Source organism: Onishia taeanensis (assembly GCF_900100755.1).
In the GTDB taxonomy this organism is placed as follows: domain Bacteria; phylum Pseudomonadota; class Gammaproteobacteria; order Pseudomonadales; family Halomonadaceae; genus Onishia; species Onishia taeanensis.
In genome coordinates, this window is the sequence record NZ_FNCI01000003.1 from 202,467 (window position 1) to 228,442 (window position 25,976).

Sequence of the window (25,976 nt, forward strand, 5' to 3'; positions counted from 1 at the left end):
ATATTACGTAATACGTTTTATGTAATATTATTTATCACTAAGGGCATAAATTCATGATTACGCGCCTTATCTTGATTATATGCAGGCGTAACGGCGACAATGGCAAGCTAGGCGCCGGAGCCTGCCATGAAGGGCCTGCCGAGGCGGCAGTGGGTCAAATAGGCGGCTATCTGCGGCTAGTCGAGCGGGTGATCCCAGTACACAACCAGCGCAGAAATCGCACAGGGAGCGCGAGGTGACAGAGAGTCGGTGGCCAGAGCAGGTAAGTGAGGTGGCGCAGCAAAGCGAGGTGCCCATTTCGCTGGAGGGCAGGGCGGCGGTGCTTGCCGATGGCGTACGGATCAGCGCCAACAGCGATGTGGAAGCCGTTGCCGCCTGGCTGGAGGAGTATCGTGATAGCGCCCAGACCCTGCGCGCCTATCGCAAGGAGGCGGAACGACTGCTGCTATGGCTGGATAGCCAGGGCCAGACGCTAGGATCGCTGCGACGTGACGGGCTTGATGACTTCGAGGCTTTCCTGGCCGATCCAAGGCCTGCCGCACGCTGGATAGGGCCGCCCAGGCCACGCCATGACGACGACTGGCGGCCTTTTCGGCGCCCGCTGTCGGCGGCCAGTCGCCGCCAGAGCCTGGTCATTCTTCAGGGGCTCTATAGCTGGCTGGTTGAAGCGGGGTGGGTGGACCATAACCCTTTTCGCCTGATGCGGGGCAAGCGCCGGCGTCTCGATAATCGCCAGGAGGGCATCGAGCGCTATCTGGAGCGTCCCCTGTGGGAATGGTTCTGGGGGTGGCTAAACCAGCCGCTGGCTCGGACAGCCAGCCCGCGTCAGCGTTTTGAATGGCAGCGACGGCGGATGATCTTCGGCTTTGCCTACCTGCTGGCTCCCCGCATCAGCGAGATGGCGGCGGCGAGGATGGGTGATTTCCAGCGTCGAGAAGGGCGCTGGTGGTGGCGGGTGATTGGCAAGGGTAGCAAGCTGGCGACGATTCCGGTGCCGCCGGACATGATGGCCCTGCTCGGCGACTGGCGTGAGCAGCTGGGGCTAGCCAGGTTGCCCGAGCCCGATGACGACTCGCCGCTACTTCGCGGGTTGGATGGAAAGCGCGGCCTGGGGGATAACCAGCTCTATCGGCTGATCAAGAAGGCGTTCGAAGCAGCGGCGGCTAGGCTTGAGAACGGAGATGATCGCGACTCGGGCCGCCTGGGCGTGCCGTCAGAGCAGTACGCCGCGCCATTGGGCGATCAGCCAGACCTTGGCAATGCGGTTCTGGCGCGGACCCTGCGCGCGGCAACCCCCCACTGGCTTCGCCATACCGCCATCACGCATCAGGCCCAGGGTGGCGTGGAGCTGCGTTACCTGGCGAGAAGCGCGCGTCACTCACGGCTCGACACCACTGCCCGCTACCTGCACGCCGAAGCCGAGGAGTGGCAGCAGCAAGTGAGTGGCCATGGGCTCGATTGACCTTGAATAGGGGCAAGGTGACAGTGCGCCGGTAACGGCATGACAGCCAAGGTGGCTGAAAGGATGTTTGCAAAGGGGGCTTTATGGGAGCGCAAGAGGCAGCGGCGAGGGGACGACGCCCCGGGCGGTGAGCCGTTATACTAGCCATCAAGACTCGCGGACCAGGCGTAGGCTTTGTCTAGCCCGGTCCCGCGGCCACTCATCATAGGGAGAGATCATGTCCGACACCGCTCAGGAAAGCCAGGCCGAGCTGATCGAAGAGTTCGAGATGTTCGATAACTGGATGGATCGCTATCAGTACATCATCGACATGGGCAAGCAGCTGCCGGCCTTTCCCGACGAGTGGAAGACCGATGAGCTCAAGATTCAGGGCTGTCAGTCCAATGTCTGGATGCGTTCACAGCGAGATGGCGAGCGGCTGCACTTCGATGCCACCTCCGATGCGGCCATCGTCTCTGGCCTGATCGCCGTGCTGATGCGCATCTTCAATGATCGTCCGCCTGCCGAGATTGCCGCCACGCCGCCAAGCTTTCTTGAGGAACTGGGGCTGGACAAGCATCTGTCGCCGACCCGCAGCAACGGGCTACATGCGATGCTCGAGCGCATCTACCAGGTGGCCAAGGCAGAAGCCTGACAGTCACTGATAATGCTCGGGTAATCGTTTCGCTGAACCGGGAAGTCGCCGAGACCGGCAGAATGCTAGGCTTCAAGCTTCCATAATCGTTTTTTTAGGATAAGGTGGCTTTCTAATCGTTTATTTGGTCTGGTAATCATTTTGTCGACGCCAACGCACAGTAAAATCGGTTATGGCTGGCTCTCAGCACGCTATGGTGTATTGGCAACCCAGCCACTGGCCGTGGAAAGCTACATCGGACGCAAACGCCATACGTATGAAACGAATGGCGTACGCCAGGAAACTTATCTCGAAGCCATGCGCCCGGAGGATACTCTCGCGGCGCATCTGACCTTTGCCCTGAAGCATGAAGGCGTCCACCTGGAGCTTCTGGCGCGTCTGTTCCAAAACATTGATGATGACCATCTAGCCACCTGGGTTCGCCAAGAGCCGACAGGCCAATATGCGAGACGTGCGGGTTTTCTGTACGAATGGTTGACTGGGAATACGCTCGATATCCCCGCTACCGGCGGCAACTATCGCGACGCTCTCGATCCTCGCCACTATGTCACTGCCGAGACGCCCCGTCGGAATCGACGCTGGCGAATCAATGACAACCTGCCTGGAACACCGGACTATTGCCCTTTGGTGCGGCGAACGCCGGACGTAGAATCGGCCCAGGCGTATGATATCGCAGGGCGCCTAAAAGACATGGAAGGGGAGTTTGGTGCCGACATCCTCCGCCGTAGCGCCGTTTGGCTGACGATCCACGAGAGCCGTGCCAGCTTTGCCATCGAGCATGAGAGCGGGCATCAGGATCGGATACAGCGCTTTGCCCTGGCGATGGAACAATTTTGCGGCCGGCTGCCCGATCCCTTGGATCCTCATGCTCTTAGTGAGCTTCAAAGCGCCATCCTTGGGGTCTCGACGATTCGTCCTGGCTTGCGAGAATCGCCGGTGTTCGTCGGGAGTCGCTCAGTGGGCTTTGGCTCGGTGACCCACTATGTGTGTCCGCATTGGGAATGGCTGCCTGAGATGCTCGAGGGCCTGCGTCGTTTCCTCGCCAGCACCGATTCGTCCCAGTCCCTGATACGCGCCGCGGTCGCGAGCTTCGGATTTGTCTTTATCCATCCACTGGCTGACGGCAACGGCCGTGTGTCACGTTTCCTGGTCAACGACCTCCTGCGCCGTGATGGTCTGGTACCTGCCCCCTTTATCCTGCCGGTATCGGCCGCGATTACTTCATCAGCGGTCAGGCGCGTTGAGTACGATCGTGTGCTTGAGCAATACTCACGCCCCTTCATGGCGAGGTACCAAGAGAGTGTCGAGTTCCGGCAAGAGCGTCAGCACTACGCCGATGGAATCGAGTCCGACTTCGCCTTTGCCGCCTACACGCAGGCAGCGCCGAGTTGGCGCTATCCAGACCTCACGGACCAGGTCGAATATCTTGGCGGCGTGATCCGCTACACCCTAGAACACGAGATGCATCATCAGGCCGCCTTGCAGCGGGCTTGGTACGGAACGCGTGCAGCGGTCAAGGATTGGGTGGAAGGGCCTAATGATCATATAGATCGCATCATCCGTGCTATTCGTCAGAACGGCAGGGTAAGCGGCAAGCTCTGCAAGGAATTCCCCGTGCTGGAGGATTCGCGTCTGGCACGAAAGCTGGAGGAACTGGTCGCAGAAGGGTTCGAAGGCCTTAACGAGCAGGCCTGAGGATCAGCGCCCCGATGACCGGCCCTGCTCGCCCTGACGGGGGCAAAAGTGTGCATCGAGGCTGTCATCTTCTTGGCACAGCGCCTCGCTGGTTCCGCCGGGAACGGGATCGATGCCGCCTGCATGCCAAGGGTTGCACTTGGCCAGCCGCTTGACTGCCAGCCAGCCACCGCGAACTGGACCATGCACCTGCAACGCCTCCAGCGCATAGTGTGAGCAACTCGGCCAGAAACGGCAGCGAGGGCCCAGCAGGGGGCTGATGCCGTACTGATAGCCCTTGATCAGGGCGATCAATGGCAGGCTGGCAAGCCGAGCAAGCGTAGAGCGCTTGTGGGGCTTGTCTTCCCCGTTGGGCTGATTAGAGCATGAGCGACTGGCCATGGCCGTCAGGAGCGGGCGTAGAGCTGGTCGGGGTCGATCAGGGTATCGCCGTCTACCGTTGCACCATCACCGGCGAGGGCGACATAGAAGCAGCTGCGCCGCCCGGTATGGCAGGCGGGACCGGTCTGGTCGACAGACAGCAGCAGGGTGTCGCCATCGCAGTCCAGGTGCGCCGCCTTTAGCGTCTGCATCTGGCCTGAGGACTCCCCTTTGCGCCAGAGCTTGCCGCGGGAGCGCGACCAATAGCAGACCCAGCCGGTAGCCAGGGTTTCTTTAAGTGATTGACGGTTCATCCAGGCCATCATCAACACTTCGCCGCTGTCATGTTGCTGAGCGATGGCCGGGATCAGGCCGGCATCGTTCCAGCCGACGCTATCCAGTATGGTGTCCAGCGATTCGCGTGTGCCGGTGGGTACGCGCTCTAGGCGCTTGAAAACGTCGCTCATCAGGGGCTCGGCTCAGGTTTGGGCGTGTAGGGTTGGCTCGGCGCGGGTGGCCAGGCAGTCGTGGCAGCTGCCAAGCAACTCGATGGTCTGGCGCTCGACGCGGAATCCCTGATCGCGGGCGCGCCGTGCCAGCTGGTCGTTGACATCGTCCAGGTGCAGTTCTTCGACGCGGCCGCAGTGCCGACAGATCAGTAGCTGAAAGCCGTGGGCGTGTTCTGGGCAGGGGCAGGCGACATAGGCATTCAGGGATTCGATACGGTGTATCAGCCCCTGTTCGATCAGGAACTCCAGCGCCCGATAGACCGTAGGCGGCCTCGCGGCGGCGTGCTCCTGGGTCAGCCGGTCGAGCAGCTCGTAAGCCTTGAGGCCACCGCTGGTGGTGGCGATCATCTCCAGTACGCGACGGCGAATCGGCGTGAAGCGTGCACCATGCGACTCGCAGTGGCGCTCGGCTTGTTGAATCAGTGAGTGCGTTTGGTACATATCGGCCTGGCGATGTGACGAAAGCATCTATTCTACGCGCCACATGAATTCCCAGCCAGTCGCACCACCATGGCCGCAGCCGCGTGGTGGTGCGTGGGTGCCGGGGCGTTTTCGTTCAGGCTGGCGTTTGATCCGCTGATGAGATCAGTTCGGCACGGCGGGCGAAATGTTGTCGGGCGAAAGCCACCCTGGCGGATGCATCGACGCCTTCGGGCTGTCGCTCGATAAGATCCAGGCGAGGGCGCAGGCCCTCGCCATTGGCCATCTGAATGGCGAGCCCAGGGCGGGCATTCAGTTCGAGTAGCATCGGACCATGATCGCGATCCAGCACCATGTCGGTCCCAAGATAGCCAAGCCCCGTCATCTCATAGCAGCTTGCCGCCAGCTCCAGCAGCGTGCCCCAGCCGGGGATGCGCAGACTGGCGAGCTCATGGCCGGTATCCGGATGGTCATGCCGGGTGCGGTCGAACTGGACGCCGCGCAGTGCCGTACCGGTGGCGATGTCCAGCCCGACGCCGACGGCGCCCTGGTGGAGATTGGCCTTGCCGTCGGAGGCAGCCGTCGACAGGCGCATCATCGCCATCACGGGATAGCCCTTGAAGACAATGACGCGGATATCGGGCACACCCTCGTAGGTGTACTGGGTCAGGGTGTCATCGAAATTGATCAATGACTCGATGACCGCCACGTCCGGCGACCCGCCCAAGGAATAAAGCCCGGAGAGGATATTGGAGACGTGACGTTCGATATCCTCACGGCCCAGGTGGGCGCCGCTGGGTTTTATATAGGCACTGCCATCGACGTGCTCGATGACCAAGATGCCCTTGCCGCCGGACCCCTTGGCCGGCTTGATCACGAAGCCGGCATGCCCCTGCAGAAGACGGGTGACGTGCTTGACCTCGAATTGGGTCATCACGGTGCCGATCAGCGCTGGACTGGTAATGCCATGCTCATGACACAAGAGCTTGGTTTTTAACTTGTCATCGACCAGCGGGTAGAGCTTACGGCTGTTGTAACGGCCTATGTAGCGGATGTTGCGCCGGTTCATGCCGATGATGCCCTTGGCTCTCAACTTGCCGGGAGTCGTCCACATGGGCTCAATCCTCCGTCACCGGCTTGAAGCGCTTGAGCTCCAGAAGCCGATAACCGGTGTAATTGCCGAGCAGCAGGATCAGAGCCATCAGGATCAGCTGCACGCCCAGGAAGTTAAAGGTGATGTGGCGCACCCAGGGGTTGTTCATGGCCAGGTAGGCCAGCACCGCCGTCAGCAGGCTGCCACCACCCTGAATCAGTACTTCCTTGGGGCCTTCCTCCTCCCAGAGAATCGACATGCGCTCGATGGTCCAAGCCAGGATGATCATTGGGAAGAAGGTGATGGTCAGGCCGGCATTGAGGCCAAATCGATAGGACATCACAGAGAAAACCGAAATGATGGCGATGACCGTGATGATCACCGCCGACACTCGCGCTACCAACAGCAAATTCAAATGGGAAAGATAACTTCGGATGATCAGCCCCACTGTGACTACCAGCAGGAAGCCGATCAAACCGGTGAGTAGGGTGGTCTGAATGAGTGCCAGGGCAATCAGCACCGGCATGAAGGTGCCCGAGGTCTTAAGACCGACAATAACTCGCAGGAACACCACGACCAGAGCGCCGATCGGGATCAGCAGGATGGTCTGGAAGAGCGCTTGCTCCTCGAGCGGCAGGCTGTGAATCGAGAAATTGATCAGGGTGTCATCGGCCAGTTGATTGCGCACCGCCGTGGAAGCCGGCTGGTTATGCTGAATCATCGAGAAGCTGACGCGGGAATTGGTGCCGCCCTGTACCTCGAGTACGGCTCCGCCGCGATCTTCCCACAGCAGCAGGTTATCGGGTTTGCCCTGTTCGCCGGTTACCGGGTTGAAGAGCACCGCGCTGCCGTCATCGCTGAAGACCTGCAACCAGCTTTGCAGTGACTGGCGGCGGCGACCGTCATCGAGTGCCAGGCCGCTGACCTCACGGGCACGCACGCCGGCCTCATTGAGCAGGCGCACGAGTAGTGGCGTGCGCTCGAACTGGGTCAGCAGCAAGCGTGCATTTTCGCCCTGGCGGTCGCCGGTAAAGTCACGGATCAGCTCGCGCGCGAAGGTGACGGCATCTGCCGAGCGTTGCTGGGCGCGCTCGATGACCTGACTGGCGGCCGTATCGAAAGGGCGCTCCCAGGCGATATCGCGGGGCAGAGCCGGCGGCTCGGCGGTGCGGTCAACTGCCTGGGGCGCAACCAACAGCTGCACCGAATAGTAGAGCTGCTGTGGCCCGGTGGCGTCGCGAATCGACCATTGAGCCTGGCGGCTTCCATTGTCTTCGAGGAAGGCAAGGCCATAACCCGACGAGGCCGTGTTCTCGGTCAGTACCCGGTAGCCCTTTTGGGTGGAAGGCAGTGCCAGATCCACCATGACCGGATCGCCCAGGGCAGTGAAGTTGACCTGGGCTTCGACCTCCCAGACCTGGCGCTGTTCGCCTGGCATCCAGGGCACCTCGAAGGCGACATGGCGATGCACGCTAAGCGCGATGCCGGCGATCAGCAGAAAGCCGACAAGTAGATAGAAGGGCAGACGTGACATACGCAGTCCTCGAATAAACAGCACCCACCGGCGTGGCGGTGGGTGGGGTGATGATGGCAGACAGAGGGGGCTCAGCTCTGGTCAGGCGTCTCGGCGTTATCGATATCGCGCGCCTCGTCGGCGGGGGCGTCACTCGCCGGCGCACCTTCCGGGAATTCCGGGCGAGGGTGCAGATAGCGCTCGGCCACATCGATGACGGCGATATCCATCATGAAGCGCCGCCCCAGCAGCACCGGATAGCTGAGCTGACGACGATCATTCAGGGTGAATTCGACCTGTTCACGAATCGGACCCAGCGTCATCAGCAAGCTGATCACCGGGCGTGAGGCCTCGCCGTTGGATTGCAGCACTCGCACACGGCGCTCTATCGGCGCTTCGATCCACTTGTCGCGAACGGCATCGACCACGGCGTCATCCGGCTCCAGGGCAAGCTTGAACTTGACCCAGTTATCGCCATCGCGCTCGAAGGGCGTGATATCGCGGGCCGAAAGCGACGACGTGTCGGCGCCCGAGTCGATCCTCGCCTGGAGATAGGTACCAATGCTTGGCAGACCCACCCACTCGGAGCGACCCAGCAGCTCCTTGTTGCCGATATCCGAATCGACAGCACAGTCCTTGACCACCGTCTGCGGTTCACGTTCGGCCTGTGCCAGGTCAGCGCGCAAGCCGCGCAGCAGGCTGCCCACTTCACGGATGTCGGCATCGACACCGTCGAGACGCTGCTGGTGTTGAGCGAAGCGCTCCTGTTGGCCGCCACACTGTCCGTCAACCGCTGCTTCCAACTGCATAAAACGCGCATCCAGCTGGGCCGTGGTGGCCAGCTTGGCGTGCGCCTCTTCCTGAGCCTTTGGCGACCAGGCGCACCCTGCAAGAAGCGAGAGTCCCACTACTGCTGCCAGGCATGAATAGCGATTGCCCATCTTTTATCCTGCACCTTTCCCGGTCGTAGGTATCCGACCCTAGCCACCGCCGGAATGTTAAGCCTTCTCGCAGCAAGCTTCGAGAAGAGTCCCGCGATGATAAGGAGTGATGACGAGCCTGTCCATGTAGGCACTCGCCATAAAGGCGCCGGGAGCCCCGGCGCCTTCATGCTCAGGAGGCTGTCGTTTCCTGGGCGCCTGCATCCTTGGCCGCATTGTGATCGCGGGCCAGCAACAGATAGAACGCCGGCAGCACGAACAAGGTGAACAGCGTGCCGATGCCCAGTCCTGAAGCGATGGTCAGGCCAATGTCGAACCGGCTGACCGCACCGGCACCGGTGGCGATCAGCAGCGGCACCATGGCGACGATCAGTGCTACGGACGTCATCACGATCGGGCGCAGGCGAATGGCCGACGCCTCGATGACCGCATCATGCTTGTTAAGCCCTTTTTCATGCTGCAATTGGTTGGCAAATTCGACGATCAGGATGCCGTTCTTGGCCACTACCCCGATCAGCGTGATCAGGCCAACCTGGGTGTATATGTTCAAACTCGAAACCCCAAGGGTAATGAACGTCATGGCGCCGGCGACCGACATGGGGACCGAGACCAGGATGATCAGCGGGTCGCGCCAGCTCTCGAACTGTGCCGCCAGCACCAGGTAGATGACGATCAGCGACAGGAAGAAGGTCAGTACCAGGGCGCTGCCCTGATTCATCAACTGCCGTGACTCCCCCTTGTAGTCGACCGAGTACGCCGGTGGCAGGCTTTCTGCGGCCGTCTTGTTGAGCCAGCTAAGAGCATCGCCCAAGGTCACGCCGGGGCGCGGCACGCCCTCTAGCACTACCGAGTTCAACTGCTGGAACTGGCTGCGCTTGGAGGGTTCTACGCTATCCTCGAAGCTCACCAGGTTGCCCAGTGGCACCTGTTCGCCGGAATCCGCTTCGATATAGTAGTTGTCGATCATCGCGGCATCGAGGCGATATTGCTGCTCGACCTGAGGAATGACCTTGTAGCTGCGCCCGTTCATGCTGAACCGGTTGGTGAAGCCTTCACCGAGCAGCGTCGAGAGTGCCTGGCCAACATCGGCCATGGTGAGGCCGAGATCCGCCACTCGATCACGGTCCACCAGGATGCGGGTATTGGGGCGGTTGAAATCGATCGATTTGCGCAGGAAGGCAAAGTTGCCACTGCCCATAGCCTGTCCGAGCAGGTCATCGGCGATAGCATTGAGCTCTTCATAGCTGTTGCCGGTTGTCAGCACGAACTGAACGGGCAAGCCGCCACTGGAGCCGGGAAGAGAAGGGCGCGCGAAGGCGGCAGTCTGCAAGCCGGTCACCTGCGACAGCGCTCCTTGCAGCTGAGGCATGACCTCCATTTGCGAGACATCTCGCTGGCTCCAGGGCGCCATTTTGAAACCACCAAATACCGTATCGGCGCTGGTGCCGCCAAGGATCATGAACGACTCCTTGTAGCCGTCGATGCTTTCCACCCGGCTCTGGATGTCATTGGCATAGCGCTCCAGGTACTCAAGGGTGGCGGTCTGCGGTGCGGTACCCTGGAAGAAAATGATGCCCTGATCTTCCGTGGGGGCCAGTTCGCTCTGGCTGGTGACGAACATGAAGTAGATCGAGGCTAGTACCACCGTGGCGAAGACCACCGGTACCGAGACGGTTTGCAGCGTACGTGTCAGCAGCCCTCGATAGCCGTTCGACAAGCCATTGAAGGTAGACTCGACGCCTCTTTCAAAACGCGACGACTTGCCGTGAGCCTTCAACACCTTGCCGGACAGCATCGGCGAGAGCGTCAGCGCCACGATGCCCGAAATGACCACGGCACCCGCCAAGGTGAACGCAAATTCCGTGAACAGTGAGCCAACCAGGCCGCCCATGAAACCAATCGGCGCATAGACCGCCACCAGGGTGGTGGTCATGGCGATGATCGGCACCGCCATCTCCCGAGCGCCATTGATGGCGGCATTGAAACGGGATTCGCCGGCCTCGATGTGGCGGTGTACGTTTTCGACCACGATGATGGCGTCATCGACCACCAAGCCGATGGCTAGCACCATCGAGAGCAGCGTCAGCAGGTTGAGCGAAAAGCCCAGCATCAGCATCACGAAGGCCGAACCGATCAACGATAGGGGAACCGCTACTGCGGGCACCAGCGCCGCGCGGAAAGAACCAAGCGACAGAAAGATCACCACCAATACGATAACCAGAGCTTCGAGCAGGGTCTTGACCACCTCCTTGATAGAGTCGTCGATGAACTCCGAGGCATCATAGGGCAGCACGACCTCGAGGCCAGTCGGCAGTTGGCGGCGGATTTCCGGCAGGGTGTCGCGTACGGCTTTGGCGACGTCCAGCGGGTTGGCGCCGGGGGCCTGCTCAATGGCCATGAAGGTGGAGGGTGTGCCGCTGTACCAGGCGGTGCTGTCATAGCTTTCGGCGCCCAGCTCGGTGCGCGCTACATCTCTCAGGCGTACCAGATCTCCGCCGTCATTACGTACCACCAGGTCTTCGAACAGGCTGGGGTCGGTGATGTCGGTATTGGTGGTCAGATTGATGAGCACGAACTCGCTGCGGGTCTTGCCGACGCCGGCTTGGTAGTTGTTGCTTTGTAGGACATCGACGACCTGACTCGGGCTGACATTCAAGGCCGCCATGCGCTGTGGGTCGAGCCAGATGCGCATGGCCATGCTCTGGCCAAAGCTGCGCGCCTTGGCCACACCCGGCAGCGCTTGAAGCTTGGGCTGTACCACACGTGTCAGGTAATCGGTAATGCGCGGGACTTCCATTTGCTCTGAATAGAACGCCAGATACATCAGAGCGGTGCTGTCACCGGTCGATGACTCGATGACCGGGCTTTCAGCAGAACTTGGCAACACGCTGCGCTGGCTGGCCACCTTGGCCTGGACCTCCGCCAGGGCCGCGTTGGCATCGTAGTTCAGCTCCATGTTGACTTCGATGGTCGAGGAGCCCTGGATACTGGTCGATTCGATGAAGTCGATGCCGTTGGCTTCGGCGATGGCCTGTTGCAAGGGGGTGGTCACGAAGCCCTGGACCAGCTCCGAGCTGGCCCCCGGATAGGACGTCGTGACCGTGATCACGGTGCTTTCAAGCTCCGGATACTGGCGGACCTCCATATCCATGGCGGCTCTCAGGCCGACCAGCAAGATCAGCAGGCTGACCACGGTGGCAAGCACCGGTCGCCGGATGAAGATATCGGTGAATTTCATCAGCCCTGCGCCTCCTCGTCAGCATTCGCCGCCTGGGACTCGGAGGCACTCTGGTCGGAAACCTTGACCGGCTGACCATCCCGCAGGCGAAGAAGGCCGGTAGCCACGACCTGATCGCCTTCAGAGAGGCCGTCGGTGATCTCGATCACATCACCACGGGTGTTCCCCGTCTTCACTTGCTGTCGGGACGCGATGGTCTGGCCCTGATCATTTTCGACGATACGAAATACGAAGTCGCCGTAGGTATTGAAGGAAAGCGCCGTGCGGGGGAGGGTGAGAACATTCCGAGTATCGGCGGAGAGCGTACTGACCTCGGCGAACATGCCCGGGTGCAGCGCGCCGTCGGCGTTGTCGAGTTTGGCACGGACATTGACCGTGCGGCTGGATTCATTGATCGAGGGCGCGATGGCCAGAATCTCACCCTTGAAGACACGACCAGGATAGGCGGCGACGGTGAGCTCGATGCTACGTCCGGCAGCCACTCGATCCAGCGCGCGTTCCGGTACGCTGTAGTCCACGTGGATCGGGTCCAGCATGTTCAGATCGACGATCGGCGTGCCGACGGCGATATATTCGCCCAGATCGACCTGGCGCAGGCCCACGACGCCGTCGAAAGGCGCGCGGATGGTCTTCTTGTTGAGCTGAGCACGCTGCTGCTCGGCATCGGCGCGGGCGGCCTGATAGTTGGCCCGGGCTTCGTCGAACTGTGACTGGGAGACTGCATTGCGCGGTAGCAGGTTCGAATAGCGCTGGTAGGTCTCGTTAGTCAGTTGCGCCTGGGCCTCCAGAGCCGCAAGCGCGGCCTGGTCGACGCTATCTTCGAGGCGAATCAGCACATCACCTTTACTAACGCGCTGGCCTGACTCGAAGTCCACTTCACTGACGACGCCAGCGACCTCGTTGGCGACCTCGACACCGTTGATGGCGCGAAGGGAGCCGACAGAGCTCAAGCCCGGACGCCAGGATTGCGACTCGATGGTGACCGCTTCGACGGGCGTCGGCGGTTGGGCCTGTGAGTTCTGAGCTGCCATTTCCTGCATTTTCAGGTATTTCCACCCGAATATGCTGCCCAAAGCCACCGTCAGCACGATGACGACAATGACGAGACGTATTGTGGTTTTCATAGCGTGTTCCCGAGAAGCGTCGACAAGAACCATTCCCGCTGCGCCATAAGGCATCGAGGCGGCACAGGGAAGAAGATGTTATAAGCGCCTAATGATGTAAGTATGACGACCAAATGGCCAGCGACCTACAGTAAAAAGAGAGGAATAGTGGCAAGTTTGTTTGGCTTAGTATATATGATTTAACATAATATATATTATGCGAAGTATGGGGTTTAGGATTAGGTTGGCGTTAGATTGGCGTCAGGTTAGCCATTAGACAGCCCCACCAAGACATGTGCTGAGGCTTGCCGTCGCACAGGCCAGCGACTAGGCGACTAGAGTAGCCTTGATAGTGATGGCACACGGTTCACTCACCCGTCGCTCAAATCGACACTCGCGGCATCAAGTGCTACCGTTCGCGGCTTTCATAACAGGAGACTCACGATGAGCGCAGAATATTCCCTGCATGACCTGGCCCAGGCCAAGGAAGCGCTGGAACTTGCCGAAAAGGCCTGGGAGGAAGATGACGGCAATAACCGTCAGGCCCACATCAAAAAGATTTCTGCCGCTCGTGCCAATCTCTCCATGATCGAGGGTCAATTGAAGCATGATGGCATCATCGCCGATGAAGACGCGGCGTTTTAAGCGGTTTTCTGGTTCGATATGCCTAGTGCGCGGCGACGTTAGGCCCGTAGCCCAACGAGCACGCTAGTCCAGCTGTTGTGGCAAAACCCGATAACCTTTCTGGTATAACAGCTTCGCAGGATGCTCTCGGGCGTCTAACTAGCCGCGGGAAGCGTCGATACCCGGTTCATTCTTCAGGAGTTACGCATGACGCAGAAGATCTACTGCATTGCCAGTTTCAAGCCCAAGCCGGGCCGCGAAGATGCCGCCTTCAAGGCGCTACAGAGCCTAGAGCCCAATGCGCACCGTGAAGATGGGTGCCTGCGCTACACGGTGACGCGCCAGATCGAGAGCCCCTTTGCCCAGGGGGAAAGCTATCCGATCGTCTTTCATGAAGTCTGGGCGAATCGTGAAGCCTTTGAAGCTCACTGCCAGCGCCGTGAAATCCAGGAGTTTTTCCAGTCTCAGGTGGAATCCCCGGATGGCGACATCGAAGACGCCAATGTATGCGTCTATACCGATGAACCGGCTGGTTTCGATGCACCGCAGTTCTAGTCAGGTCATCGAGCCCCAGCATTGAAAAAAGTGCGAGGCGCAGTCACGCTAGTCGAGATATTCGGCGCTGCGCCCGCCGTTTTCCATCAGTGCAACCGCCCTTCTTTCGTGCTTCGCCACTGAACTCGCCGCCAAGGCACGACTCTTAACGCCATGACCTTTCAGATCAGGAGCAATGCATGCGCCATCTTGCCAAACAACACCTTTGGGCATTTGCGTTTCTCGGTCTTGCCCTGACGGGCTGTGCCGGCGTGGACGTCGAGGATTACGCGGGCAGCGAACCGAGGCTGGATATTGCCGAGTATTTTGAAGGCGATACCCGGGCCTGGGGCATGGTCCAGGACTACTCGGGTGAAGTGCAGCGGCGCTTTACCGTGGACATCACCGGTACCGTCGAGGGCGATACGCTGACGCTTGATGAGCGCTTTCAGTATGCCAATGGCGAAACCGACCGCCGCGTCTGGACCTTCGAGCGCATCGACGAGCATCGCTGGGTCGGTCAGGCAAGCGACGTCGAGGGCGACGTGGAGGCAAGGCAGTACGGCCATGTATTCCACATGAATTATCCGCTCGACGTTACCGTGGACGGCCGTAAGCTGACCTTCACCATGGACGACTGGATGTACCTGCAGCCGGACGGCCGCCTGATCAATCGGACCAACATGTCGAAGTTTGGCATTACCCTGGGGGAAGTGACCCTATCGTTCGATAAGGCGCCCTGAGCCCTCTCGAGCGAGGACTGATCAACCCAGGATTAACGTGATTCGTTTTGATCGGTCTTGTGGCTTAAACGAAGTGGCTAGAACGCAACAGCCCCGATGATTCCTCATCGGGGCTGTTTTCATGCAGGCTCTATGTGCACGACGCCTGTATGCACGACGCCTGCCTAGGCAAAATGCCCTTAGCTGTTTTCGTCCGGCGCGGCGTAGGAGCCATCTTCGCGGTGCACTTCATTGCCGGTCAGGCCCGGGGTGAAGACACAGGCGAGATGCATGGTCTTGCTAGCACGCAGCAGGTGATCGTCGTGCTGGTCGAGGATGTAGATATCGCCGGGCTTGATCGGCCAGATCTTGCCATCGGCCAGGGTCTCGACTTCACCTTCGCCTTCGATGCAGTAAACGGCTTCGAAGTGGTTCTTGTAGTGAATGTGCGTCTCGGTGCCTTCGAAAATGCGGGTAATGTGGAAGGAACATTTGCCGCCATCGTCGGCAAGCGAGAGACGAGTGCTATCCCAGTTGCCGTTTTCCGCTTTCACCAGACGATCTGTCTTGCGCGCTTCTTCGAGATTGCGAACGATCATTGCGAACTTCCTCTGTTGGAATGCTGAACGGGAGCCCGGTATCGCCGGGTTCCCATCACGCTGCCATCACGCTATCGAGTGGCCGGCGTCGACTTACCCAAATACATGCTTGATGCTGGCTTCGAGGATGTCCAGCCCTTCCAGCAAATCTTCGTCGCTGATGGTCAGCGGGCACAGGCATTTGATGGCCTGGCCGTCATGGCCACTGGTCTCGATGATCAGGCCGCGCTGGAAGGCTTCTTCGGTGATCTTGTCGGCGATATCACCGGTGCCCACATCGAGTGCACGCATCAGGCCACGGCCGCGCTCTGACGCCGGAATACCCTTCTCGGTCAGCCACTCGGCCAACTGCTGGAAGCGCTCTTCGACGATGCGGCCCTTGCGGGTCACGTCGCGCTCCAGCTTGTCGTCGCTCCAGAACTCGCGCATGGCGGCCGTGGCCGTGGTAAAGGCCAGGTTGAAGCCACGGAAAGTGCCGTTGTACTGGCCGGGCTTCCACTTATCGAGCTCAGGGCGCATCAGCACGTGGGCAAATGGCAGACCGAACCCGGACAGTGACTTGGAGTTGGTCACGATATCGGGCTTGAGGCCAGCATGCTCGAAGCTAAAGAACTTGCCGGTACGGCCGCAGCCCGCCTGGATGTCGTCGATGATCAGCAGGATGTGGTGGTCACGGCAGATCTGTTCGAGGCGCTTGAGCCACTCGATACCCGCGGGGTTGATGCCACCCTCCCCCTGCACGGTCTCGATGATCACAGCGGCAGGAATATCCAGGCCGCTGGAGTTATCGCCCAGCATTTTCTCGAAGTAATCGAGGGTATCGACGCCCTCGCCGAGATAACCGTCGAAAGGCAGGAAGGCGGCGCCCTGCGTGGGAATGCCACCGGTGGCTTCGCGGAACTTGCGGTTGCCGGTAGTGGCCAGCGCGCCCATGGTCACACCATGGAAGCCGTTGGTGAAGGTCACGATGTTGTGGCGGCCAGTGGCAACACGCGCCAGGCGAATCGCCGCCTCGACCGCGTTGGTGCCGGTGGGGCCAGGCAGGTGAACCTTGTACTCGAGACCGCGCGGCTTGAGGATCAGCTCATCGAGGGTTTCGAGGTATTCGCGCTTGGCCTTGGTCCACATGTCCAGGCCGTGGACGATGCCGTCATCAGCCAGATATTCGATCATGGCCTTTTTGAGCTTCGGATGATTGTGCCCGTAGTTGAGCGTGCCGGCACCGGCCAGGAAGTCGATATACACCTTGCCGCTTTCATCCGTCAGACGCGCACCCTGCGCCTTGGTCAGCACCACCGGGAAAGAGCGCGAATACGTGCGAACTTCTGATTCCATCTGTTCAAGAATCTGGGTCTGCATGTTGACCTCCTTGCGAGAAATACTGCTTGAAGAAAAATCTGGACGCGAGCGGACCTAGCCTGCCGCCAATGATCTCAGCAGGCCGTCACCGAAATATGCGCGTAATCTTAGATACGATCAGGCTCAAAGGGTCCGATACGTACGAGGTTTTCCGGGTCATGTTCGCCACCAAGTTGATCAGTGGAGAAATACTCCCGGCTGTTGAGCGGTGCCTGCCAGCGATCTGCCAGACGGGTGAACAGGCCCCAAGAGGCCGCATTGTCCGGGGTGATGGTGGTCTCGAGATGGCGCACGTCGCTAAGCTCGGGACGGGTCATCACGGCTTCGACCAGGCGACGAGCAAGACCTGTACCTCGTGCCTTCTCACCCACGGCCACCTGCCACAGGAAGTAGGTATCCGACGCATTGCTTTTTACATAGCCGGAGACGAAACCCACGATTTCGCCCTCTTCATTGGTTGCGACGGCACAGCTGTCACGGAACTGAGTCGCTAATAGCAGATAGGCATAGGCGGAGTTAACGTCTAACGGCGGGCACGACTTGACCAGCTCGTAGATCCCCCAACCGTCGTCAGGGTTCGGCTTGCGGATAAACAGCGATGTCTTGTCATTCCCGACTACGGCATCGGCAACGCTTGGTCGTGCCAGTTCGGCGGAAGTCGTGAAAGGCTGCGTCGATACGTTCATAGATATGCTTCGCTATTGGCGAATTTGGGCATAAGCATAACAAAGGGTTATGACTAGATCAAAGGACCCCTTATTACGATGCGCAAAATCCATAATTTAAGATTATGGCCGCATGCCACACGCTGCTAAGCGCGGCCCACCAGAATGCAAACATACTGTTTGAGTTTACTCTAGCTGCGCCAAGAGCGTTCAACGCCAACCGACAAAAAAGCCATCCCGCGTGCGGAATGGCCTAGGGTGGCGCGCCCGATTCACAGGGCCGCGCCAATCGTATTGCGCTGGGTCGCTTAGGTGCGTGTCACGCTTCGCATGGTGACGAACTCCTCGGCGCCGGTGGGGTGAATGCCCACGGTCGCATCGAAATCGGCCTTGGTAAGGCCTGCACGAACGGCGATGGCAATGCCCTGAATCAGCTCACCGGCGTCTTCGCCCACCATGTGGGCGCCGAGCACACGGTCGCTTGCATCGTCGACGATCAGTTTCATGAGGCAGCGCTCGTCGCTTCCGGACAGGGTATGCTTCATCGGCTTGAAGTCGGCGGCATAGACACGAATCGCCGCATACTCCTTGCGAGCATCCTCTTCCGAGAGCCCGACAGTGCCGATATTGGGGTGACAGAACACCGCCGTTGCGATGCTGGCGTAATCCAGTGGCTTGGGGGCGCTGTCGCCGAAGTGGTGCTGAACGAGCTGCATGGCTTCTTCTAGGGCTACCGGAGTGAGCTCCGGCCCGCTGGTGACGTCGCCCAGCGCCAGGATGGAAGGCGTCGAGGTTTCGAAGCGTTCATTGATGGCGATCTTGCCGTCGCGATCGAGGGCGATGTCGAGCTTGTCGAGCCCTAAGCCTTCAAGGTGCGGCTTGCGGCCGGTGGCCGACAGCACGGCGTCGACCTCGAGAGTCTCGCCAGTGGTAAGGGTGACGCGGTAGGCGTCGCCGTCGGTATCGATACGTTCGATATTGGTCTCGAAGTGCAGGTTGACGCCCTTCTTGGCCATCTCATCACGGGTGAACTCGCGAACCTCATGATCGAAGCCGCGCAGGAAGAGTTCACCGCGATAGACCAGATGAGATTCGCTGCCCAAGCCATTGAAGATGCTGGCGAACTCGACCGCGATATAGCCCCCGCCGAGCACCAGGAAGCGCTTGGGAAAGCGCTCGAGGTCGAAGACTTGGTTGGAATTGAGCACGTGCTCGTTGCCCGGGAAATCCGGAACCCAAGGCCAGCCGCCGGTGGCGACAAGAATCTTCTCGCTGCTAATGCTCTCGCCGTTCACTTCCACGTGGTTGGCATCGGTCACCGTGGCACGGTCATTGAACAGACGGACGTCGGCATTATCGAGCAGCCGGCCGTATATACCGTTCAGGCGCTTGATCTCGGCGATCTTGTTGTCGCGCAGTGTGGCCCAGTTGAAACGCGGCGCCTCCGGCAGTTGCCAGCCAAACCCTGCGCTATCGTGAAAGGCTTCCTGAAAATGCGCGGCATAGGAGTAGAGCTTCTTGGGTACGCAGCCCACATTGACGCAGGTGCCGCCTAGATAGCGGTCTTCCGCGATAGCAACACGGGCACCGGCGGCCGCGGCCGTACGTGCAGCGCGCACGCCGCCAGACCCTGCGCCAATGACGAAGAGGTCGTAATCGAACTGGGACACGATGTTCTCCTGAATACTGGAACCAAAAAACCGATGCAGGGATGATAACAGTGATGAACAGGTGTCGGGAGGTCCTGCGTTGACCGCTATGGCATCAGAGGGTAAAAGACCCGCCCAATACAGCGGCTGCATCGATGAGGGTTCGAGGATGATGAATCAGATAAAGACATTACTGGAGCGCAACCGCGGTTGGGCCGAGAGCGTTCAGAAAGAAGACCCTGGTTTCTTTGCGCGGCTCTCTGGTCAGCAAAACCCCGATTACCTGTGGATCGGCTGCTCGGATTCTCGCGTACCGGCCAACCAGATCGTCGATCTGCCACCGGGTGAAGTCTTCGTTCACCGCAATGTCGCCAACCTGTTGCATCACAACGACATGAACGCCCTGTCGGTGGTGCAGTTTGCGGTTGATGTGCTCAAGGTCAAGCACATCATGATCGTGGGGCACTACGGCTGCGGCGGCATCAAGGCCGCGATGACAGGCGGTGAATGCGGCATCGTCGATTATTGGCTGCACAGCGTCCGCGAGCTCTACAGCCGCCACCGTAAAACGCTCGAGACGCTCCCCCTCGCAGAGCAGGTCGATCGCATGTGCGAGCTCAACGTCAAGGCGCAGGTCGACAACCTCTGTCGCACCAAGATCATCCAGCGCGCCTGGCAACGTGGGCAGCCGTTGGCCGTGCACGGCTGGGTCTATGGCCTGAATGATGGTCGCGTCACCGATCTGGAGTGCACCGTCGAGGGCCTCGATCAGGTGCCGCAGCTGTATCGCGTGGACCGCTTGGTGCGTGCCGACCAGGCGGATTGACGCCCCGGATCTGCTGCTCTCCATTCGCTGGCTGATTCAGCTAGTGAATGACGCCAGTCATAATTTCGATTGTCTGGTTCTCAAACGACTGTCTAAGGTGTCTAGAGTCCTCGCTCCCCGCGAGGCGGTATAACAACGGCATAACACAGTCGATAACAACCACAATTGGGGACCTACATGATCTTTCGCAAAACTCTGCTGGCTACCGTCATCGGGGCCACCGCCATGGGTGCTGCCCTACTCCCTGCCACTGCCAGTGCGGAAAACACTCTGCGCATGGCGTATGACGCCGACCCGGTATCGCTGGATATCCACGAGCAGCTCTCAGGCGGTATTCTGCAGCTGTCGCACATGACCTTTGACCCGCTGGTGCGCTGGACTCAGGATCTTGAGTTCGAGCCGCGTCTGGCCACCTCCTGGGAGCAGGTCGACGACACCACCATGCGCATGACGCTGCGTGAAGGCGTGACTTTCCACAGCGGCAACCCCTTCACCGCAGACGACGTGGTCTTCACCGTCGAGCGCCTGAAACAGAGCCCTGACTTCAAGGCGATCTTCGAGCCGATCGCAAGCGTGACGGCAATCGATGACACCACGGTCGAGTTCACCACCTCCAAGCCTTACCCGCTGCTGCTGAACCTGTCGACCTACATCTTTCCGCTGGACAGCCAGTTCTACAGCGGCACCGATGAAGATGGCGATCCTAAGGACGAAATCGTCAAGAACGGTAACTCCTACGCCTCTCGTCATCTTTCCGGTACCGGTCCCTTCGAGGTCACCAATCGTCAGCAGGGCGTGCGCACCGATTTCGAGCGTTACGACGATTATTGGGACACCGAATCCCCGGGCAACGTCGACAAGGTGGTGCTGACGCCGATTGGTGAAAATGCCACCCGCGTGGCCGCTCTGCTCTCCGGCGACGTCAACTTCATTGCGCCAGTGCCGCCCAACGACCTCGACCGCATCCGCGACGATGAAGACGTCAAGCTGGTGACTATGTCGGGCACGCGGATCATCACCTTCCAAATGGATCAGAATCGCGTCGAGGCCTTCAAGGACCCGCGCGTGCGTCAGGCCTTCGCCTATGCCATCAACCAGGAGGGCATAGCCGACCGCTTGATGAAAGGCTTCGCGACCCCGGCCGCCCAGCTCTCCCCGGCGGGCTATGCAGGCCATAACGATGAACTCACCCCGCGCTATGACGTGGAAAAGGCCAAGGAACTGATGGCCGAGGCCGGCTATGAGGGCGGCTTCAGCATCACCATGATGGCGCCCAACAACCGCTACGTGAATGATGCCAAGATCGCCCAGGCCGTGGCTGCCATGCTGGCGCGCATCAACGTGACCGTCGACCTGAAAACGCTGCCCAAGGCTCAGTACTGGGGCGAGTTCGACGACCGCGCCGCGGACATGATGATGATCGGCTGGCACGCCGACACCGAGGACTCCGCGAACTTCTACCAGTACCTCACCGAGTGCCCGGATCCCGAGACCGGTGCTGGCCAGTACAACGCCGGCAACTACTGCAACCCCGAGATCGATGCCCTGGTCGCCGAGGCCAACGTTGAGGTCGACCTCGAGAAGCGTGCCGAGATGCTCCAGGCCGTGGAAAAAGCGCTCTACGACGATGCCGCCTTCATTCCGCTGCACTGGCAGGATCTGGCCTGGGCGTCTGCCCAGAACGTCGACATCGAGCCGATCGTCAACGTCATGAACTTCCCCTATATCGGGGACCTGGTGATCGAGGAATAACCCTCGCCCCCCGTGCCGGCCCCTAGCGGGCCGGCGTTTGCCGATTCCGTTGTCAGCGTGCGGCCATTTGGCCGTGCGCTGACGGCCGCCTGCCTACAGGACGCAATCCATGATTGCCTTTCTGATCAAGCGACTGTTCCACGCCTTTTTGGTGATGTTTGTCATCAGCGTGATCAGCTTCGCCATCCAAGACAACCTGGGCGACCCGATCCAGCAGATGGTCGGTCAGTCCGTGCCCGAAAGCGAGCGCGCGGAGCTGCGTGAAGAGTTGGGCTTGAACGATCCCTTCTTCGTCCAGTACCTGCGCTTCGCCAAGAATGCCGCCCACTTCGACTTCGGCTATTCGTATATCTTCAACGAGCCGACCACTCAGGTGATCATGCGCCACCTCCCCGCCACCCTGGAGCTGGTAGCGGCGACCACCCTCCTGATCGTGCTGCTGTCGGTGCCGATTGGCGTATACAGTGCCATCAAGCCCCGCGCATGGCTGTCCCGAGCCTTCATGGGGGTGTCGATCATCGGTATCTCGATCCCGGTGTTCCTGACCGCCATCGTGCTGATTCAGCTGTTTGCCATTGGCGTTGAGTTCACGCCCTTCCCGACCGATACGGCCTGGGGTGCCTGGCTCAACGGCCTGCTGTCGACCGACGGAGGCATGCCCGCCTATGGCCGTGGCAATCCTGTGCATGTGTTTGGCACCTGGTATACCAATTTCAGCTCTCTTGAAGGCCTCACCTATCTGGTGCTGCCGGCCATCTCGCTGGCCTCGATCATGCTGCCCCTGTTCATTCGCCTGATTCGGGCCGAGATGCTCGAGGTCCTGCAGTCCGAATACGTGAAGTTCGCCCGCGCCAAAGGCATTTCGCTGCGCCGCATTTACTTCGTGCATGCACTCAAGAACACCATGCTGCCGGTCATCACCGTCGGCGGGGTGCAGATCGGCACCCTGGTCGCCTACACCATCCTGACCGAGACGGTCTTTCAGTGGCCGGGCATGGGACTGATGTTCCTCGATGCCATAGAGCGCTCGGATATTCCGCTGATCGTCACCTATTTGATGATCGTCGGACTGATCTTCGTGATCACCAACACCCTGGTCGACCTGATCTATGGCCTGGTCAATCCCACCGTCAAGCTCACCGGCAAGCCCGCCTGAGCCCTGCTGCCATGAGAGAGAACGCCATGAGTGACACTATCGTTCCCGGCAGGTGGGCACGCTTTCGCGATTCCTACCTGCTCTATAGCTTCAAGCGCGATCTGGTGGCCCAACTGAGCCTGGTGCTCTTCGCCATGCTGATCTTCGCCGCCGTATTCGCTCCTTGGTTGGCCCCAGCCAACCCCTATGATCTTGCCCAGATCGATATTATGGCCTCGGAGCTGCCGCCCTTTTGGATCGACGGTGCCGATCCCCAGTACCTGATGGGCACCGATGCCCAGGGACGTGACCTGCTATCGACCATTCTCTATGGCCTGCGCGTCTCGCTGATCATCGGCTTCGGTGCGGTGCTGATGCAGGCCGTGATCGGTGTGAGCTTCGGTCTGATGGCCGGCTATCTGGGCGGCCGCGTTGATGCTTTTCTGATGCGTCTAGCCGATATCCAGCTGTCTTTCTCGACCCTGATGGTGGCGATCATCGTCGGCGCCCTGGTCAAGGCGATCTTTGGCGGCGCCACCTTCAGTGAATATGCGGTGCCGCTGCTGGTGCTGATCATCGGCCTGGCCGAATGGCCACAGTATGCCCGCACCGTGCGCGCCTCGGTGCTTGCCGAGCGCAGCAAGGAGTACGTCGATGCCGCCAGGGTCATGGGCCTGAAGAGTCGGCGGATCATGTTCCGCCATATTCTGCCCAACACCCTGTCGCCGATCTTCGTCATCTCTACCGTGCAGGTCGCCAACGCCATCATCTCCGAGGCCGCGCTGTCCTTTTTGGGGCTCGGCATGCCGGAGACGCACCCCTCGCTCGGTTCGCTGATCAAGTCCGGCTTCGACTACATCCAGTCGGGTTCCTGGTGGATCACGCTGATCCCCGGGGCGGTGCTGGTCATTCTCGTGCTGGTCATCAACCTGCTGGGCGACTGGCTGCGCGATGTCCTCAATCCACGTCTCTACAAGGGCTGAGGAGTCACCCATGGCACTTCTGGAAGTGAATAACCTCGACGTCCGTTTCGCCCTGCGCGGCGGCGACGTGCGCGCCCTGCGCGACGTCTGTTTCAGCCTCGATCGCGGCGAGCGACTGGGTATCGTCGGTGAGTCCGGGGCCGGCAAGTCGGTCGCGGCCTTCAGCTTGCTGAACCTGATCGCCAAACCCGGCTATATCGCCGGCGGTAGCATCACCTTTGACGGCGAAGAGCTGTCGGGCATGAAGGATCGTGGCCTGCGACGCATTCGTGGCAACCGCATTTCGATGATCTTTCAGGATCCGATGATGACCCTGAACCCGGTACTCTCGATCGGGGAGCAGATGGTCGAATGCCTTAAGGCCCATCGCCGCATCTCGACCCGTGAGGCCCGGGCGATTTCCCTGCACAAGCTGAATCAGGTGCAGATCCCGTCGCCGGAGACACGCCTGGATCAATACCCTCACGAGCTTTCCGGTGGTATGCGTCAGCGGGTGATCATCGCCATCGCCCTGCTGCTCGACCCGGATATCATCGTCGCCGATGAGCCGACCACCGCACTTGACGTGACCATCCAGGCCGAGATCATGGATCTGCTGTTGGAGCTTTGCGAGAAGCACAACGTGGGCCTGGTGCTGATCACCCATGACCTGGGCGTGGTCAGCCAGGTGACCCAGCGCATGCTGGTAATGTATGCCGGCCGCGTGATCGAGCAGGGCCCGACCCGCGAAATCATCAACGACCCGCAACATCCCTACACCCAGGGGCTGATCAACGCCTTGCCGCAGATGGCCACACCAGGGTCGCGGCTCAATCAGATTCCCGGCAGCATGCCTTCGCTATCGAACCTGCCCAGTGGCTGCGCTTTTCATCCGCGCTGTGGCTTCGTCAATGACGCCAACGGCGAGCCGCGCAAGGCCTGTCTCGACAAGGTCCCCGGCTTTGTCGATTCGGGTAACTGCCGGGTGGCCTGTCACATGGTCGCTGAGCTGGTCAATCAACAACAACGCGACTCGCGGGAGGAGATCCTATGACCGCCGCCGTGTCACAGCACGATCCCAAGGCTTCTGCGGCCACCGCTGACAGTCGGGAGCAGGATAACGCCGCACCGCTGATGGAGATTCGCAACCTCTACAAGCGTTTCTCGCTGTCTGGTGATTTTCTCGAGCAGCTCAAGTTCAAGGGCGGCAAGCTGGTCCGTGAGCAGGAGCATGTACATGCCATCAACGGCATCGATATCGACATCCGTCGCGGCGAAGCGCTTTGTGTGGTGGGAGAATCCGGCTGCGGTAAGTCCACGGTGGCGCGCACTGTGATGGGGCTTCTATCGCCGAGTAAAGGCGAGATCCACTATGACGGGCAGCGCATCGATCACCTGTCCGCCAAGGAACTGCTGCCCTTCCGTCGGCGCATGCAGATGATCTTCCAGAACCCCTACGCCTCGCTGAATCCGCGCATGACGATCCAACAGACGTTGGAAGAGCCGATTCGCCTGCACCATCCGGACTGGTCAAAGGAGCGGGTGCGTGACCAGGTGCGTGATGTCATGGACTCGGTGGGCATCGACCCTGACTGGGGCTCGCGTTTCGGCCACGAGTTCTCGGGCGGTCAGCGTCAGCGCATCGCCATCGCCCGAGCCCTGGCCGTGGACCCGGAGTTCATCGTCGCCGACGAGCCGATCTCGGCGCTGGATGTGTCGATTCAGGCCCAGGTGCTTAACCTGATGATGGAGGCCCAGCAGCAACGCAACCTGACCTATCTTTTCATTACCCACGACCTCGCTGTGGTTGAGCACTTTGGCACTCGGGTGGCGGTGATGTACTTGGGCATGGTGTGTGAAATTGCACCCACCGGCACCCTCTTTGCGAAACCGCGACATCCCTATACCCAGGCCTTGCTGTCGGCGATCCCACGCTTGGAAGATGATCGCCCTCAACATATCCGACTGCAGGGCGAGGTGCCGACACCGGTCAACCTGCCACCGGGGTGCGTCTTCCATGGCCGCTGCCCCCATGCCAATGAGCGCTGCCGCCAGGAAGTGCCGGCACTGATCGACGTAGAGGGTGGAGCCCGAGTTGCCTGCCATGGTGTCGAGGAAGGCCGCCTGTGAGCCACGAGGCGGCAACGGCCGCCTCGTTTTGCCGCCCACATAGGCACGCTA

24 protein-coding genes are annotated in these 25,976 nt (G+C 60.2%); 12 read left to right on the forward strand and 12 right to left on the reverse strand.

Annotation, left to right across the window (positions count from 1 at the left end; all coding sequences use genetic code 11):
- Positions 1-301 precede the first annotated feature (301 nt).
- The 3 genes from BLR71_RS05550 to BLR71_RS05560 all read left to right on the forward strand — a co-directional run bounded on the left by BLR71_RS05550 (position 302) and on the right by BLR71_RS05560 (position 3,791).
- Positions 302-1,462 carry a tyrosine-type recombinase/integrase gene (locus BLR71_RS05550; protein WP_422730759.1) on the forward strand — a complete coding sequence of 387 codons (1,161 nt, stop codon included), beginning with the start codon at positions 302-304 and terminating at the stop codon, positions 1,460-1,462.
- A gap of 217 nt (positions 1,463-1,679) precedes the next feature.
- Positions 1,680-2,096 (forward strand): SufE family protein, encoded by a 417-nt coding sequence (locus tag BLR71_RS05555; RefSeq protein WP_092523937.1) that lies wholly within the window; start codon positions 1,680-1,682, stop codon positions 2,094-2,096.
- A gap of 141 nt (positions 2,097-2,237) precedes the next feature.
- Entirely contained in the window at positions 2,238-3,791 is a 1,554-nt protein-coding gene (locus BLR71_RS05560; RefSeq protein WP_092523939.1) for a Fic family protein, read from the forward strand.
- A 3-nt stretch (positions 3,792-3,794) separates the two neighbouring features.
- On the opposite strand, the gene yidD is transcribed toward BLR71_RS05560, so the two are convergent.
- From yidD to BLR71_RS05600, 8 genes are all read right to left on the reverse strand, one after another.
- Complete coding sequence (gene yidD, locus BLR71_RS05565) at positions 3,795-4,172, reverse strand: membrane protein insertion efficiency factor YidD (protein ID WP_092523941.1); 378 nt, start codon at positions 4,170-4,172, stop codon at positions 3,795-3,797.
- A 5-nt stretch (positions 4,173-4,177) separates the two neighbouring features.
- The gene (gene hisI / locus BLR71_RS05570) at positions 4,178-4,618 is read right to left on the reverse strand and encodes a phosphoribosyl-AMP cyclohydrolase (RefSeq protein WP_092523943.1); all 441 of its coding nucleotides are present in this window, start codon (positions 4,616-4,618) and stop codon (positions 4,178-4,180) included.
- A gap of 12 nt (positions 4,619-4,630) precedes the next feature.
- Positions 4,631-5,101, reverse strand: a complete 471-nt coding sequence (locus tag BLR71_RS05575) for a Fur family transcriptional regulator (protein WP_092524447.1) — start codon at positions 5,099-5,101, stop codon at positions 4,631-4,633.
- Positions 5,102-5,216: 115 nt separating this feature from the next.
- On the reverse strand, positions 5,217-6,194 hold the full coding sequence (locus BLR71_RS05580; RefSeq protein ID WP_092523945.1) for an alpha-L-glutamate ligase-like protein: 978 nt from the start codon (positions 6,192-6,194) through the stop codon (positions 5,217-5,219).
- Between the two features lie 4 nt (positions 6,195-6,198).
- Positions 6,199-7,707 (reverse strand): inactive transglutaminase family protein, encoded by a 1,509-nt coding sequence (locus tag BLR71_RS05585; RefSeq protein ID WP_092523947.1) that lies wholly within the window; start codon positions 7,705-7,707, stop codon positions 6,199-6,201.
- Between the two features lie 71 nt (positions 7,708-7,778).
- Positions 7,779-8,627, reverse strand: a complete 849-nt coding sequence (locus tag BLR71_RS05590) for an ATP-dependent zinc protease family protein (protein ID WP_092523949.1) — start codon at positions 8,625-8,627, stop codon at positions 7,779-7,781.
- Between the two features lie 172 nt (positions 8,628-8,799).
- Positions 8,800-11,865, reverse strand: coding sequence for an efflux RND transporter permease subunit (locus BLR71_RS05595; protein WP_092523951.1), 3,066 nt, complete (start codon positions 11,863-11,865; stop codon positions 8,800-8,802).
- Positions 11,865-12,989: an efflux RND transporter periplasmic adaptor subunit gene (locus BLR71_RS05600; RefSeq protein WP_092523953.1), complete on the reverse strand. Its 1,125-nt coding sequence runs from the start codon at positions 12,987-12,989 to the stop codon at positions 11,865-11,867. Before BLR71_RS05600 ends, BLR71_RS05595 begins: the two co-directional genes overlap by 1 nt.
- 423 nt (positions 12,990-13,412) lie before the next feature.
- Between BLR71_RS05600 and BLR71_RS05605 the strand changes: the two genes are divergently transcribed.
- From BLR71_RS05605 to BLR71_RS05615, 3 genes are all read left to right on the forward strand, one after another.
- A complete protein-coding gene (locus tag BLR71_RS05605; protein ID WP_092523955.1) occupies positions 13,413-13,613 on the forward strand; it encodes a hypothetical protein in 201 nt (66 codons plus the stop codon).
- Positions 13,614-13,799: 186 nt separating this feature from the next.
- A complete protein-coding gene (locus tag BLR71_RS05610) occupies positions 13,800-14,147 on the forward strand; it encodes a putative quinol monooxygenase (protein ID WP_092523957.1) in 348 nt (115 codons plus the stop codon).
- A 179-nt stretch (positions 14,148-14,326) separates the two neighbouring features.
- Positions 14,327-14,869: a DUF3833 domain-containing protein gene (locus BLR71_RS05615; RefSeq protein WP_092523959.1), complete on the forward strand. Its 543-nt coding sequence runs from the start codon at positions 14,327-14,329 to the stop codon at positions 14,867-14,869.
- A 179-nt stretch (positions 14,870-15,048) separates the two neighbouring features.
- On the opposite strand, the gene BLR71_RS05620 is transcribed toward BLR71_RS05615, so the two are convergent.
- From BLR71_RS05620 to gorA, 4 genes are all read right to left on the reverse strand, one after another.
- Positions 15,049-15,447 carry an ectoine synthase gene (locus tag BLR71_RS05620; RefSeq protein WP_092523961.1) on the reverse strand — a complete coding sequence of 133 codons (399 nt, stop codon included), beginning with the start codon at positions 15,445-15,447 and terminating at the stop codon, positions 15,049-15,051.
- A 93-nt stretch (positions 15,448-15,540) separates the two neighbouring features.
- Complete coding sequence (gene ectB, locus BLR71_RS05625; RefSeq protein WP_092523963.1) at positions 15,541-16,806, reverse strand: diaminobutyrate--2-oxoglutarate transaminase; 1,266 nt, start codon at positions 16,804-16,806, stop codon at positions 15,541-15,543.
- A gap of 107 nt (positions 16,807-16,913) precedes the next feature.
- On the reverse strand, positions 16,914-17,492 hold the full coding sequence (gene ectA, locus BLR71_RS05630) for a diaminobutyrate acetyltransferase (protein ID WP_092523965.1): 579 nt from the start codon (positions 17,490-17,492) through the stop codon (positions 16,914-16,916).
- 287 nt (positions 17,493-17,779) lie between these two features.
- Positions 17,780-19,141, reverse strand: a complete 1,362-nt coding sequence (gene gorA, locus BLR71_RS05635) for a glutathione-disulfide reductase (protein ID WP_245696355.1) — start codon at positions 19,139-19,141, stop codon at positions 17,780-17,782.
- A 148-nt stretch (positions 19,142-19,289) separates the two neighbouring features.
- Between gorA and can the strand changes: the two genes are divergently transcribed.
- From can to BLR71_RS05665, 6 genes are all read left to right on the forward strand, one after another.
- Positions 19,290-19,946, forward strand: coding sequence for a carbonate dehydratase (can, locus tag BLR71_RS05640; RefSeq protein WP_092523970.1), 657 nt, complete (start codon positions 19,290-19,292; stop codon positions 19,944-19,946).
- A gap of 177 nt (positions 19,947-20,123) precedes the next feature.
- Positions 20,124-21,698, forward strand: a complete 1,575-nt coding sequence (locus BLR71_RS05645; RefSeq protein WP_092523972.1) for an ABC transporter substrate-binding protein — start codon at positions 20,124-20,126, stop codon at positions 21,696-21,698.
- Between the two features lie 109 nt (positions 21,699-21,807).
- The gene (locus BLR71_RS05650; protein WP_092523974.1) at positions 21,808-22,854 is read left to right on the forward strand and encodes an ABC transporter permease; all 1,047 of its coding nucleotides are present in this window, start codon (positions 21,808-21,810) and stop codon (positions 22,852-22,854) included.
- Between the two features lie 26 nt (positions 22,855-22,880).
- Entirely contained in the window at positions 22,881-23,816 is a 936-nt protein-coding gene (locus BLR71_RS05655) for an ABC transporter permease (protein WP_092523976.1), read from the forward strand.
- Between the two features lie 10 nt (positions 23,817-23,826).
- Entirely contained in the window at positions 23,827-24,849 is a 1,023-nt protein-coding gene (locus tag BLR71_RS05660) for an ABC transporter ATP-binding protein (RefSeq protein ID WP_092523978.1), read from the forward strand.
- 80 nt (positions 24,850-24,929) lie between these two features.
- On the forward strand, positions 24,930-25,925 hold the full coding sequence (locus BLR71_RS05665; protein WP_245696366.1) for an ABC transporter ATP-binding protein: 996 nt from the start codon (positions 24,930-24,932) through the stop codon (positions 25,923-25,925).
- Positions 25,926-25,976 lie beyond the last annotated feature (51 nt).